The sequence below is a fragment of the Qipengyuania sp. SM2512 genome (assembly GCF_054954005.1).
In genome coordinates this window covers 2,420,237-2,433,386 of the sequence record NZ_CM143134.1, presented here as the reverse complement: position 1 = coordinate 2,433,386, position 13,150 = coordinate 2,420,237, and the positions used below count along the sequence as shown (strand labels likewise).

The following is a 13,150-nucleotide window of genomic DNA, read 5'->3' as shown; positions in this document are numbered from 1 at the left end:
GCTTTAGTCCGTGCAATATGTGCCATGCTTGCCTGCCCGATAGCCCATCTCTAGGCCATGCAGCAATGACCCAGACGGCGCCACGGCTATCCCCGCAGGAAATCGAGCGGATCGCGCGGCGGATCGATCGCCCGATCGTGCTTGTCGGGCTGATGGGGGTGGGCAAATCCACCGTCGGGCGGCGGCTCGCCAATCTGCTCGGGGTCGGTTTCGTCGATGTCGACGAGCAGATCGAGCGCGCGGCGGATCGTTCGGTGGCAGAAATTTTCGACGAATTCGGCGAGCCCTATTTCCGCGATGGCGAACGGCGGGTGATCGCGCGGCTGATGGGCGAGACCCACGGCGTGATCGCGACCGGCGGCGGCGCCTTCGTCGATCCCGAGACCCGCGCGCTGATCCGCGATAAGGCGATCTCGGTCTGGCTCGACTGCGATATCGAGACTCTGGTCGAACGCACCGCGCGGCGCGATTCGCGGCCCTTGCTGCGGAGCGGCGACCCGCATGCCATCCTGCTCGCGCTCAAGGAGGAGCGCGGCGATTCCTATGCACAGGCCGATTGTCATGTCGTAACCGACGATGGCCCGCACAATGCCACCGCGCTGCGCATTCTGGAGGCGATCGATTCATGGCTGTGATCCCCGTCGATTTGGCCGGTCGCTCCTACGAGGTGCATGTCGGGCCAGGACTGCTGACGCGGCTACCCGAGCTTGCCGGGCCGCTGCTGCGCAAGACCGCGGTTACTGTGGTGGCGGACGCGAATGCGCGCCGGCACTGGGGTCCGGCGCTGGACGAAGCGCTGCGGGCGAGCGGGCGGACCGCGCTGTGGTACGAGGTCGCGCCGGGCGAAGCTTCCAAATCCTGGTCCGAACTCGCGCGGTTGACCGACTGGCTGCTGGCGCAAGGCGTCGAGCGCGGCGATCATGTGCTGGCGCTCGGCGGCGGGGTGGTCGGCGATCTCACTGGCTTCGCCTGCGCCATTCTCAAGCGCGGCTGCGGCTTCATCCAGCTCCCCACCACGCTGCTTGCGCAGGTCGACAGTTCGGTTGGGGGCAAGACCGCGATCAACACAGACGCGGGCAAGAACCTCGTCGGAGCCTTCCACCAGCCCGCGCTGGTGCTCGCCGATCTCGCCACGCTCGCCACGCTCCCGCCGCGCGAATTGCGCGCCGGCTATGCCGAGGTGCTCAAATACGGCGTGCTGGGCGATGCGGATTTCTTCGACTGGCTGACAGAGAACTGCGCCAAGGTGCTGGAACTATACGAAAAGCCCCTCGAACAGGCCGTAGCCACCAGCGTCGCTGCCAAGGCCCGGATCGTCGCCGAGGACGAGCGCGAAACCTCCGGCGCGCGCGCGCTGCTCAACCTGGGGCACACCTTCGGCCATGCGCTCGAGGCCGAGGCGGGTTTTTCCGACCGGTTGCTGCATGGCGAGGCGGTGGCGCTCGGCATGGTGCTGGCGGCGCGTTATTCCGCGCGCAGAGGCGAGATTTCCGAGGATGCGGCGCGGCGGGTCAGCGCGGCAGTCGACGAGGCGGGTCTTCCGTCGGAAATCCCGGCTCTCCGCCTTAGCTGCACCGGCGAGACGCTTGTCAGCCACATGCAGCACGACAAGAAGATGGACGCCGGCACCCTGCCCTTCGTTCTGCTGCACGACATCGGCGACGCCTATTTGGCGCGTGACGTGGAGTTGGCGGATATGGCGATCTTTCTGACCGAGCAATTGCAGGAGCCGTGATGCCCCGGGCTTCTCGTCCGGATGGTGCGTGCGGCGTCATCGCAAAGCCGGGGAATTGACCGTGCAGGTTGGCGAAGCCGAGCTGTCGGATCCGCAGGTCAGCGCGCTTCTCGCGGCCCATCAGCGCGACATGCACGCGGTTTCGCCTCCGGGCACCAGCTTCGCGCTCGATCTTTCCGGTCTTTCGACACCCGAAATAACCTTGTTCGCGGCCTGGGATGACGAGGCGCTGATGGCGGTTGGCGCGCTCAAGCGCCTCGGCCCGGCACAGGCCGAGATCAAATCCATGCGCACCGATCCGGCACATTTGTCGCGCGGAGCCGGACGCGCGATTCTGGAAGCTATCATCGACCGAGCCCGCCGCGACGGCGTCGCGAGGCTCAGTCTGGAGACTGGGACCAGCGAACATTTCGTTCCCGCCATCGCGCTGTATCGGCTGTATGGTTTCAAACAGGGCGAAGCGTTTGGCCGGTACGCGAACGGCCCGCATAACCAATGCTACCACCTCGATATGTAGGGGCAGCTTCGACTAGAACAGTCGCGACCCGTTCGGGACTGGCACATCGGGGGCGAACAGCACCACCTCGCCCGCCGCGTCGGCAAAGCCAAGTACCAGCACCTCGGACATCGCCGGCCCGATTTGGCGCGGCGGAAAATTGACCACCCCGGCGACCTGCCGCCCCGGGAGCTCGGCGAGGGTGTAATTGGCCGCGATCTGCGCGCAGCTCTTCCTGGTCCCGATCCCCGGCCCGAAATCCACCACCAGCCGATAGGAAGGCTTGCGTGCCTCCGGGAAGGCTTCGGCCGAAAGGATCGTGCCCACGCGGATATCGACCGCGAGAAACCACTCGAAGTCGATCTGCTCTTGGCCCGGGGCATCGGGAGAGTGGGCCAGATGCATCAGGGCTTCACCCTGAGGAACATCATGCCGTCCCAACCCTTTCCGCCTACGGTCTGCAACGCGGTGGCTTCGAGTCGATCGTGTTGAAAGACATGGTCGTACAGGGCCCGCGTTCCGATCGCCGATTCGTCGTCGTCCGCCGGCTCGAGGATTGTTCCTTCGCGGACCACATTATCGACCACGATCAAGGCGCCGGGCCGCGAGAGTCGCAGGGCGTGGTCGACATAGGCGCAATTGTTCGGCTTGTCGGCATCGATGAAGGTGAGGTCGAACGGTCCGGTCAGATCGGGCAAGGTCGTCAATGCCTCGCCGACATGCAGCGCGATCCGTTTCCCGAGGCCTGCCGCTTGGAAATTGGCCCGAGCGACTGCTGCAAAGGTGTCCTGCGCTTCGAGCGTGACCACTTGCCCATCTCCGGCCAGACCGCGCGCGAGATGGATGGTCGAATAGCCGCCGAGCGTTCCGATCTCGAGCACGCGCCGCGCTCCCGTCAGCGCGACCAGCAGCTGCAGAAATCTCCCCTGCGCGGCGGAGACCGCGATATCGGGCAGGCCCGCAGCCGAACAGCGCGCCAGACAGTCGTCGAGCACCGGATCGTCGGGGAGCAGGCGGTCAGCAATGAACTCGTCGACCGCCTGCCAGGCTTCGTCCACGGCCTTCCACCCTGCTATGCCCGACATGGGGTCATTCCAGCTCGAGGATCACTTCGTCGACCGCCAGGCTGTCGCCCTCGGCGGCGTTGATCGTGCCCACGGTCGCTTCCTTCTCGGCGCGCAGGATGTTCTCCATCTTCATCGCCTCGACCGTGGCGAGCGGCTGGCCCGGCTGGACCTTGTCGCCCGCGGCGACATGCAGTTTCACCAGCAGGCCCGGCATCGGGCAGATCAGCAGCTTGGACAGATCCGGCGGGATCTTCTCGATCATGTGATCGGCGAGATGCGCGACGCGGGTCTGGAGAATCCGCAGGACATGCTTTGCGCCGCGCGTGGTCACCGCATAGCCGCCGCGGGTGGGCGCGAGCTGCAGCGTCAGCGGCTCGTCGTCGAGCGCGATCTCGACCACGCGCGCGCCGGGCGTGTATTCCATCTCCAGCTCGACCGGCTCGCCATCGACGCTGATCGCGTCTTCCTCGAGCTCGACCGCGTAGTCCTTGCCCGCAATCCGGACCGTCCATTCGCCCGGCGCGTAGGGAGAGCCGTTGAGCTGCTGGTCGATGCGCCCGGCGCGGTCGGCATCGGCGGTGGCGATGATCCCGCCGACCGCCGCAAGCCCGCGCAGGAGGTCGTCGGAAGTCGCTGCACCCTCGAAGCCATCGGGATATTCCTCGGCGATGAAGCCCGTGGTCAGTTCGCCGGCGCGGAAGCGAGGATGCTGCATGATCGCGCTGAGGAAATCGACATTGTGCCCCAGCCCCTCGATGCGGAAGGCATCGAGCGCGCGCACCTGCCGATCGGCGGCCGTGTCGCGGGTCTCGCCCCAGGTCACCAGCTTGGCGATCATCGGGTCGTAGAACATCGAGACCTCGCCGCCCTCGAACACGCCGTCGTCGACGCGGACACCGTCCACGCCGCGGCGGCCGTTGGCCTCGCCGTCGTCGGCCCAGGGCTCGACCGGGGGCTGATAATGCACCAGCCTGCCGATCGAGGGCAGGAAGCCGCGATAGGGATCTTCGGCATAGACGCGGTTCTCGATCGCCCAACCATCGATCCCGATATCGTCCTGGCTCATCGCCAGTTTCTCGCCCGCGGCGACGCGGATCATCTGCTCGACCAGATCGATCCCGGTGATCGCCTCGGTCACCGGATGCTCGACCTGCAGGCGGGTGTTCATCTCGAGAAAATAGAAGCTCTCGCCCGTCGGATCGGCGCCGCTGACGATCAGCTCGACCGTGCCCGCCGAATGGTAATCCACCGCCCGCGCCAGCGCGACGCTCTGCTCGCCCATCGCCTTGCGCATCGCGGGCGTGACGAAGGGCGACGGCGCTTCCTCGACCACCTTCTGGTGGCGGCGCTGGATCGAGCATTCGCGCTCGTTGAGATGCAGAATGGTGCCGTGCTTGTCGCCGAGGATCTGGATCTCGATATGGCGCGGATCCTCGATGAATTTCTCGATGAAGACCCGCTCGTCGCCGAAGCTGTTGAGCCCCTCGCGCTGGGTCGCCTCGAAGCCTTCCTCCACGTCCGTGTCGTTCCAGGCGAGCCGCATCCCCTTGCCGCCGCCGCCGGCGCTCGCCTTCATCATCACCGGATAGCCGATGCGGTTGGCCCATTCGAGCGCCTCGGCGGTGTCGGCGATCGCACCTTCGGAGCCGGGCACGGTGTTGACCCCGGCGGCGCGCGCCAGCTTCTTGCTCTCGATCTTGTCGCCCATCGCCGCGATCGCGCCCGCGGGGGGGCCGATGAAGGCGATCCCGGCGGCATCGAGCGCCTCGACGAAGCTCGCGCGCTCGGAGAGAAAACCATAGCCCGGATGCACCGCATCGGCGCCGGTTTGCTTGCAGACCTCGATGATCTTGTCGGCGAGCAGATAGCTCTCCGATGCCGGCGCAGGTCCGATCCGCACCGCCTCGTCGGCCATGCGGACGAAGGGGGCGCGCGCATCGGCGTCGGAATAGACCGCCACGGTGGCGATACCCATGCGGCGGGCGGTTGTGATCACCCGGCAGGCGATCTCGCCCCGGTTGGCGATGAGGATCTTCTTGAACACGATTATCTCTCCGTCCCGGTCTTCGGTTCGCCGGACACCTGATTGGTTAGCAATGCGCGCATGCTCCGGGTGCGCTCGCGGGTCAACTCGGCGCGGCAATTCGCGGTCAGCAGCGGCTGCAGCGAACCGCCGCGCGCGTCGTAGCCGACCAGCCGGCAATGCGCGTCGCGATAGGCGAGCCAGGCGCGCTGCGCCTCAAGCAGGGTGGGCCAATGCCCGGGCTCACCGTCGTCATAGGGCTCGGCATCGGCGGATTTGGCCAGCGCACGGACCTCGCGCCAGACCTGGTTGAGCTCGGCATCGGCTCGCTGGAAATCCTGCGCGGCGCAGATGTTCATCGCGGTCTGGGTCATGGGCTCGGCGCAATCCGGGTCCTCGAGGGGCGGAGTCGCGGCCTGCAGCGAAAACGCCAGCGCAGATGCCAGGGTTAGCGCGATCACGCCGCCCGTCCGCCCATGCCGCAGTGAACTCGAGCGTGCCTCATGATCCCGTCTCCAAGCCTCGGCGGCCCGCATAGCCGATCAGCGCCGCCGCGTAAGCCCCCGCGCCGCGACGGTCGCCCTCGCCCGCGACCAGCGAGCGCACCGCGCGCGCCAGCATCGCGACATTCGTATCAGACAAGACGCCGAGCGGTTCGACATAGACCCCGATGGTGAACAGGATCGCGCCGGTCGCGGGCAGGCGTCGCAGCGTCTGGCGCTCGGATCGGACGAACAGCGTCTCGCCCGCGTTGTCGGCATCGACATGCGCAAAGGCCAGCTCTGGCGGCTGGGCGATCCAGCGCCGCGCCCCGGTGGGCGCGATGAACCAGTTGCAACGCCCGAAGATCTTCCCCGGTTCGAGCCGGTCCATGAAATGGTCGACGCCGCCGGCAAGCTGCTCGGCATAACCCTGGATAGGTGCGTGCAGCGCGGTCAGCGCGAGGCCCATCTTCTCCGCCGGGTGCCAGTCCGAGGGCCAGGCCACCGCCGCGCCGACGAGGCGATAGACATCCTCGCCCTCGCGCCGGGTCAGCAGGCACATGTCCTCGTGATGTGCGGCGGCGGCCTCGGGCAGCGCGCCCGAGAGGCCCAGCATCGCCGTCAGCTCCGCCCCCGGCGCAGCGGCTTCGGGCGCTAGCTGCACGCCTGCGGGGAAGTCCGCGAACCCCTCGGCGCGCGCCGCACGATCGGGGTCGGGCTGCAGCCACTCGCTTTCGTCGAGCCGCACCAGCCCCATCCGCAGCTGCCCGCCGCCGCGTGCCCTCGGCAGCAGGGCGTCGACGGAGAAGCCGAGGGTCAGAGATTCTCGTCATCCCAGCGAAAGCTGGGATCTGTCTCAGGTTCGCGCGAGACCGACACAGATCCCAGCTTTCGCTGGGATGACGTGCTCGGCACAATCACTCCGCCGGTTCCACCTCGGCCATCCGCTCCGCGCGCATCGGTTCCTCGCCCTGCAGCGGGGTCAGCCCCAGCTTGGCGAACAGCGCCGAATCGCTGGCGTCGCCAGCGTTGGCGGCGGTCAGCAGCTTGTCGCCGGTGAAGATCGAGTTCGCGCCCGCGAGGAAGCACAGCGCCTGCGTCGCCTCGCTCATGCTCTCGCGCCCCGCCGACAGCCGGACCATGCTCAGCGGCATGCAGATCCGCGCCACCGCGACGGTGCGGACGAATTCGATATCGTCGATCTTGGCGAGCGGGGTGTCCGCGAGCATGTCGCCCAGCACCGTGCCCTTGACCGGCACCAGCGCATTGACCGGCACGCTCTCGGGATGCTGCGGCAGCGTCGCGAGCGTGTGGACGAAGCCGACCCGGTCGGCGCGCGTCTCGCCCATCCCGACGATCCCGCCCGAACAGACGTTGATCCCCGCCTCGCGCACGTTCTGAAGCGTGTCGAGCCGGTCCTCATATTTGCGGCTCGTGATGACACGCTCGTAATATTCGGGCCCGGTGTCGATATTGTGGTTGTAATAGTCGAGCCCCGCCTCCTTGAGCATGTCGGCCTGGCGAGGGGTGAGCATCCCCAGCGTCATGCAGGTCTCGAGCCCCATCGCGCGCACGCCCTTCACGATCTCGACGATCGCGGGCATGTCGCGATCCTTGGGGTTGCGCCAGGCGGCGCCCATGCAGAACCGCTGGCTGCCGTGATCCTTGGCCTGCGCGGCGGATTGCAGCACCTGTTGGACATCCATCAGCTTGGTCGCCGCGACACCGCTGTCGGCCTTCACCGACTGCGAACAATAGCCGCAATCCTCGGGGCAGCCGCCGGTCTTGATGCTCAGCAGCGTGCACAGCTGAACCTGCTCGGGCGGATGGTTCGCGCGGTGAACGCTCGCCGCCTGGAACAGCAATTCGGTGAAGGGCAGCTCGAACAGCGCGGCGATCTCGTCGCGGGTCCAGTCGGTGCGGATTTGGGTCAATTTTTGTCTCGCATAAAATATTTCATCATCAGAATGCCGATCACAAAAAAGAGGATCGCAGTTCCAGGGAATGCAATAAACTTGATCAGCGCATCATTCTCACATCCAGTGCCGTCAGCCTGAGGTGCGCAATGTCCGAGAGCAGCCATACCTAGCCCAACGGATACAACGATTATACCAATGATGGCCACGACAGCGCATCCCAGCTTCTGCCATCCCGTCAGCGTCGGTTGATCGCTAAAACTCACTCCGCCGTTCCCTCGTCATTGCGAGGAGCCGCAGGCGACGCGGCAATCCAGCTTCTGACGTTGCTTCACGCGGAGGCGGCAGAAGCTGGATTGCTTCGCTTTGCTCGCAATGACGAACTGAGGGGTATCACTCCGCCGCCTCGTCCAGATCCTCCCCCGCCGGCGGCATATTGTGCCCCAGCAGGCGCAGCACGTCCGCCGCGCATTCGACCACGTTGGAGCCGGGGCCGTAGATGCCCTGCACTCCTGCCTCGCGCAGGAATTCGTAGTCCTTCTGCGGGATCACGCCGCCTGCGATCACTTTGATGTCGCTACGGCCCGCTTCCTTCAGCAGTCCGATCAGCTCGGGGATCAGCGTCTTGTGACCCGCCGCGAGGCTGCTGGCGCCGATCGCGTCGACCTCTTTCTCCAGCGCCATCGCCAGCGTTTCCTTCGGCGTCTGGAACAGCGGTCCCGAGACCACCTCGAAACCCATATCGGCAAAGGCGGATGCGATCACGTTGGCCCCGCGGTCGTGGCCGTCCTGCCCCATCTTGGCGACCATCAGTCGCGGCGCGTGGCCCAGCCGGCGTTCGACGGCGCGCACGCCCTCGACCACCTGATTGTAGCGGTCGTCGCCGGCATAGGCCTCGGTGTAGACCCCGCGGACCGGCACCGGAAGCGTGTTGTAGCGGCCATAGGCGTCTTCCATCGCCTGGCTGATCTCGCCCAGCGTCGCATCGTGGCGCGCCGCCTCGACCGCGAGTTCGAGCAGATTGCCCTCGCGCTGCGCCGCGCCGCGCGCCAGCGCGTCGAGCGCCGCCTTGCAACTCATGTCGTCGCGGGTGGCGCGGACCTTCTCCAGCCTTGCAATCTGGCTCGTGCGCACCGCGTGGTTGTCGATATCGAGCGTGTCGATCTCGTCCTCGGTCTCGCGGCGGTATTTGTTGACCCCGACCACCACCGTCTCGCCGCGATCGACGCTCGCCTGCTTGACCGCGGCGGCGCGCTCGATCGCCGCCTTGGGCTTGCCGCTGGCGACATAGCGGGTCATCCCGCCGGCCTCTTCGACCTCGCCCAACAGCGCGCGCGCCTGCTCGATCAGCGCCGCGGTCAGGCTCTCGATATAATAGCTGCCCCCCAGGGGATCGGCGACATTGGTGATGCCGCTTTCTTCCTGGATCACCAGCTGGGTGTTGCGCGCGATCCGGGCCGAAAAATCGGTCGGCAGCGCGATCGCCTCGTCGAGCGCATTGGTGTGGAGCGACTGCGTCCCCCCCAGCACCGCCGCCATCGCTTCCATCGTGGTGCGGATGACATTGTTGTAGGGGTCCTGCTCCTGCAGGCTGACGCCGCTTGTCTGGCAATGGGTGCGCAGCATCTTCGACTTTTCGGATTGGGCGCCGAGCCCTTCCATCACCTCGTGCCACAGCGCGCGCGCGGCGCGCATCTTGGCGATCTCCATGAAGAAGTTCATGCCGATGCCCCAGAAGAACGACAGGCGCGGCGCGAAGGCGTCGAGGTCGAGCCCGGTCTCCATCGCGCGCTTGGCGTATTCCTTGCCATCGGCGATGGTGAAGGCCAGCTCCTGCACCGCGGTCGCTCCGGCCTCGTGCATGTGATAGCCCGAGATCGAAATGCTGTTGAATTTCGGCATGTTGGCCGAGGTATATGCGATGATGTCCGAGACGATCCGCATGCTCGGCTCGGGCGGGTAGATATAGGTGTTGCGGACCATGAACTCCTTGAGGATGTCGTTCTGGATGGTTCCCGAAAGCTTGGCCTGCGGCACGCCCTGGCGCTCGCCCGCGACGATGTAGAACGCCATGATCGGGATCACCGCGCCGTTCATCGTCATCGACACGCTCATCTCGTCGAGCGGGATCGAATCGAACAGGATCTCCATGTCGCGCACCGTGTCGATCGCGACCCCGGCCTTGCCGACATCGCCGCGCACGCGCGGATGGTCGGAGTCGTAGCCGCGATGGGTCGCGAGATCGAAGGCGACCGAGAGGCCCTTCTGCCCGGCGGCGAGATTGCGGCGGTAGAAGGCGTTGGATTCCTCGGCGGTGGAGAAGCCCGCATATTGCCGGATCGTCCACGGGCGCCCGGTGTACATGCTGGCATAGGGCCCGCGGGTGTAGGGCGCGATCCCGGGAACGCCGGGGTCGAGCGCGCTGCCCTCGGCGCCGACATCGGCGGAGGTGTAGAGCGGCTTGATCGCGATGCCTTCCGGCGTTTGCCAGGTCAGGTCGCGGCCCTTGACCTCCTTGTCGGCGAGGGTCTTCCAGTCGGCATAGGTGGGTGTATCGGTCATGGGAGACGCCTAGCGCCCCGATGCGCGCTTGCCAATCAGGCGGAAGCGCTCGGCCGTGCGGAAACGCGAGCGTGCCAGTCGCGGAGGCTGGCGCAGTCTTCGGGGACTTCCAGCCCGACGAACAGCGCGAAATCCACCGTCGTCAGCAGCAGAATATCGGCCGCCGAGAACGCGCTGCCCGCGAGGAATTCGCGCCCGTCGAGCGCGCTGTCGAAGAACCGCATCGCCTCTTCCACGCGCGGCCGATTGGCTTCGCCCCATTCGGTATTGCGACCCGGCAGCGCGGCGGTGAAGCGGTGGGTATGCACCCAGACCGCGCCGACCGGCAGCATCAGGATCAACTCGACCCGGCGGTTCCACATCTCGATTTCGGCGATCTCGAGCGGGGCGTTGCCGAACAGCGGCGGTTCGGGGTTGAGCGCCTCGAGATAGCGCATGATCGCGACGCTTTCCGCGATGATCGTGCCGTCGTCCAGCTCGAGGATCGGCGTCTGCCCCCGCGGGTTCTTCGCAACGAACTCGGGCGCCTTCTGCTCGCGCTGCGGGATCGAGACTTCCTGCGATGGCAGGTCGATCCCCTTCTCGGCGGCGAAGATCCGCACCCGGCGCGGATTGGGTGCGGGGTTTGGGCTGTCGTAGAATAGCATGGTCGTCCTCTCTCCCGTGCCGGTCAGTTCGACCAGTGCGAATCGCCCTTCGGCGTTTCCATGATCTCGGTCAGCTGCCCCATCATGTCCTTGGGGTGCAGAAAGAAGATCGGCGTGCCGTGCGCCCCGATGCGGGTGGGGCCCAGGATGCGCTTGCCCAGTTCCTCGAACCATTTGCGCGCGTCTTCGATATCCTCGACCTCGTAGCAGACATGATGCTGCGCGCCGGCGGGGTTCTGCTGGATGAACTTGGCGATGGGGCTGTCTGGACCGAGCGGCTCGATAAGCTCGATTTGCGTGCCGTGCGCACCGTTCTCGCCGGGCGTATCGACGAAGCAGACCTTCACCCCTTGTTCGGACATGTCGAACGGATCGGAGATTGCGGTCGCGCCGAGCGTATCGCGATAATGCGCGATCGAGTCCGCGATGCTCGGAGTAGCCACCCCGATGTGATTCAAACGGCCCAGTTTCATGCGCAAACTCCTCTCAATTCGTCATGCTGAACTCGTTTCAGCATCCATCTCGCGACCCGCTCCGACATCGCCTTGGGCGAGCTGGACCCTGAAACGAGTTCAGGATGACGGGGCGGTGATGGCGTTCATCATTTCATCGCCCGAGCCTTCGCTCACAGCGGAATATTGTCGTGCTTCTTCCACGGGTTCTCGAGCACCTTGCCACGCAGCTTTCTAAGCCCCAGCGCGATCCGCCTGCGCGTGGCGCGGGGGTGGATCACCTCGTCGATATAACCGCGGCTCGCCGCGACGAAGGGGTTGGCGAAGCGATCTTCGTACTCCCTGGTCTTCTCGGCGATCTTTTCGGGATTGTCGCGGTCCTGGCGGAAGATGATCTCGACCGCGCCCTTGGCGCCCATCACCGCGATCTCGGCGGTCGGCCAGGCGTAGTTGAAATCGCCGCGCAGATGCTTGGAGGCCATGACGTCGTAGGCGCCGCCATAGGCCTTGCGGGTGATCACGGTGATCTTGGGCACGGTCGCCTCGGCATAGGCGAACAAGAGCTTGGCGCCGTGCTTGATGATGCCGTTGTGCTCCTGCGCGGTGCCCGGGAGGAAGCCCGGGACATCGACGAAGGTGACGATCGGGATCGAGAAGGCATCGCAGAAGCGCACGAAGCGCGCCGCCTTCTTGCTGGAATTGATGTCGAGCACCCCGGCGAGCACCATCGGCTGGTTGGCGACAACGCCCACGCTGCGGCCCTCCACCCGGCCGAAGCCGCACAGGATATTGCCCGCATGCGCCGGCTGGATCTCGAAGAAATCACCCTCGTCGAGCACCTTGGCGATGACTTCGTGCATGTCGTAGGGCTGGTTCGCGCTGTCGGGAATCAGCGCGTCGAGGCTGGGCTCCTCGCGGTCCCAGGCGTCGGCGGTGGGGCGCTCGGGCACTTCCAGGCGATTGGAAAGCGGCAGGAAATCGAAGAAATCGCGCGTTGCGAGCAGCGTCTCGATATCGTTCTCGAAGGCGAGATCGGCGACGCTGGTCTTGGTGGTGTGCGTCACCGCGCCGCCCAGTTCCTCCTGCGTCACCACCTCATTGGTCACCGTCTTGACCACCTCGGGCCCAGTGACGAACATGTAGGAGCTGTCCTTCACCATGAAGATGAAATCGGTCATCGCCGGCGAATAGACCGCCCCGCCTGCGCAGGGCCCCATGATCAGGCTGATCTGCGGCACGACGCCGCTGGCGAGGACGTTGCGCTGGAACACCTCGGCATAGCCGCCGAGCGAGGCCACGCCTTCTTGGATACGCGCGCCGCCGCTGTCGTTGATCCCGATCACCGGCGCGCCGACCTTGAGCGCCATATCCATCACCTTGCAGATCTTCTCTGCATGGCGTTTGGAAAGAGAGCCGCCGAAGACGGTGAAATCCTGCGAGAAAACGAACACCAGCCGGCCGTTGATCGTCCCCGATCCGGTGACCACGCCATCGCCCGGGATTTTCTGGTCCTGCATCCCGAAATCGGTGCAGTCGTGTTCGACATAGGTGTCGACTTCTTCGAAACTGTCCTCGTCGAGCAATACCTCGAGCCGCTCGCGGGCGGTCAGCTTGCCCTTGGCGTGCTGCGCGTCGATGCGCTTCTGGCCTCCGCCCAGGTGGGCAGCGTCGCGGCGACGTTCCATTTCGGCGATATTGGCGGACATTGAATTCCCCTGAAAACTCGTACCCCGAGCGGTTAGCCAGCGCAGCCGCTTCGCACAATACCGC

The 13,150-nt window shown here is 65.9% G+C and carries 14 protein-coding genes; 3 read left to right on the top strand and 11 right to left on the bottom strand.

The window, feature by feature from the left end; genetic code table 11:
* Nucleotides 1–65: 65 nt before the first annotated feature.
* The 3 genes from ACQ5J0_RS12180 to ACQ5J0_RS12170 all read left to right on the top strand — a co-directional run bounded on the left by ACQ5J0_RS12180 (nt 66) and on the right by ACQ5J0_RS12170 (nt 2,252).
* Nucleotides 66–635: a shikimate kinase gene (locus ACQ5J0_RS12180; RefSeq protein ID WP_462567770.1), complete on the top strand. Its 570-nt coding sequence runs from the start codon at nt 66–68 to the stop codon at nt 633–635.
* Nucleotides 626–1,735, top strand: coding sequence for a 3-dehydroquinate synthase (gene aroB, locus ACQ5J0_RS12175; protein WP_462567769.1), 1,110 nt, complete (start codon nt 626–628; stop codon nt 1,733–1,735). The genes ACQ5J0_RS12180 and aroB overlap by 10 nt, the downstream gene beginning before the upstream one ends.
* A 61-nt stretch (nt 1,736–1,796) precedes the next feature.
* Nucleotides 1,797–2,252 (top strand): GNAT family N-acetyltransferase, encoded by a 456-nt coding sequence (locus ACQ5J0_RS12170; protein WP_462570111.1) that lies wholly within the window; start codon nt 1,797–1,799, stop codon nt 2,250–2,252.
* A 12-nt stretch (nt 2,253–2,264) separates the two neighbouring features.
* Here ACQ5J0_RS12170 and ACQ5J0_RS12165 read toward each other — a convergent pair whose 3' ends face one another.
* From ACQ5J0_RS12165 to ACQ5J0_RS12115, 11 genes are all read right to left on the bottom strand, one after another.
* A complete protein-coding gene (locus ACQ5J0_RS12165; RefSeq protein ID WP_462567768.1) occupies nt 2,265–2,636 on the bottom strand; it encodes a tRNA-binding protein in 372 nt (123 codons plus the stop codon).
* Nucleotides 2,636–3,316, bottom strand: coding sequence for an O-methyltransferase (locus tag ACQ5J0_RS12160; RefSeq protein WP_462567767.1), 681 nt, complete (start codon nt 3,314–3,316; stop codon nt 2,636–2,638). The genes ACQ5J0_RS12165 and ACQ5J0_RS12160 overlap by 1 nt, the downstream gene beginning before the upstream one ends.
* Nucleotides 3,317–3,320: 4 nt before the next feature.
* The gene (locus ACQ5J0_RS12155; protein WP_462567766.1) at nt 3,321–5,342 is read right to left on the bottom strand and encodes an ATP-binding protein; all 2,022 of its coding nucleotides are present in this window, start codon (nt 5,340–5,342) and stop codon (nt 3,321–3,323) included.
* A 2-nt stretch (nt 5,343–5,344) separates the two neighbouring features.
* On the bottom strand, nt 5,345–5,782 hold the full coding sequence (locus ACQ5J0_RS12150; RefSeq protein ID WP_462567765.1) for a lysozyme inhibitor LprI family protein: 438 nt from the start codon (nt 5,780–5,782) through the stop codon (nt 5,345–5,347).
* Nucleotides 5,783–5,822: 40 nt separating this feature from the next.
* On the bottom strand, nt 5,823–6,623 hold the full coding sequence (locus ACQ5J0_RS12145; protein ID WP_462570110.1) for a heme-dependent oxidative N-demethylase family protein: 801 nt from the start codon (nt 6,621–6,623) through the stop codon (nt 5,823–5,825).
* A gap of 97 nt (nt 6,624–6,720) precedes the next feature.
* Nucleotides 6,721–7,737, bottom strand: a complete 1,017-nt coding sequence (bioB, locus tag ACQ5J0_RS12140; protein ID WP_462567764.1) for a biotin synthase BioB — start codon at nt 7,735–7,737, stop codon at nt 6,721–6,723.
* The gene (locus ACQ5J0_RS12135) at nt 7,734–7,985 is read right to left on the bottom strand and encodes a hypothetical protein (protein WP_462567763.1); all 252 of its coding nucleotides are present in this window, start codon (nt 7,983–7,985) and stop codon (nt 7,734–7,736) included. The genes bioB and ACQ5J0_RS12135 overlap by 4 nt, the downstream gene beginning before the upstream one ends.
* 127 nt (nt 7,986–8,112) lie before the next feature.
* Nucleotides 8,113–10,281, bottom strand: a complete 2,169-nt coding sequence (gene scpA, locus ACQ5J0_RS12130; protein WP_462567762.1) for a methylmalonyl-CoA mutase — start codon at nt 10,279–10,281, stop codon at nt 8,113–8,115.
* A gap of 35 nt (nt 10,282–10,316) precedes the next feature.
* Nucleotides 10,317–10,928 (bottom strand): glutathione S-transferase family protein, encoded by a 612-nt coding sequence (locus tag ACQ5J0_RS12125; protein ID WP_462567761.1) that lies wholly within the window; start codon nt 10,926–10,928, stop codon nt 10,317–10,319.
* Nucleotides 10,929–10,951: 23 nt separating this feature from the next.
* Nucleotides 10,952–11,401, bottom strand: a complete 450-nt coding sequence (mce, locus tag ACQ5J0_RS12120; protein ID WP_462567760.1) for a methylmalonyl-CoA epimerase — start codon at nt 11,399–11,401, stop codon at nt 10,952–10,954.
* A 152-nt stretch (nt 11,402–11,553) separates the two neighbouring features.
* Nucleotides 11,554–13,086 (bottom strand): acyl-CoA carboxylase subunit beta, encoded by a 1,533-nt coding sequence (locus tag ACQ5J0_RS12115; protein WP_462567759.1) that lies wholly within the window; start codon nt 13,084–13,086, stop codon nt 11,554–11,556.
* Nucleotides 13,087–13,150: the final 64 nt, after the last annotated feature.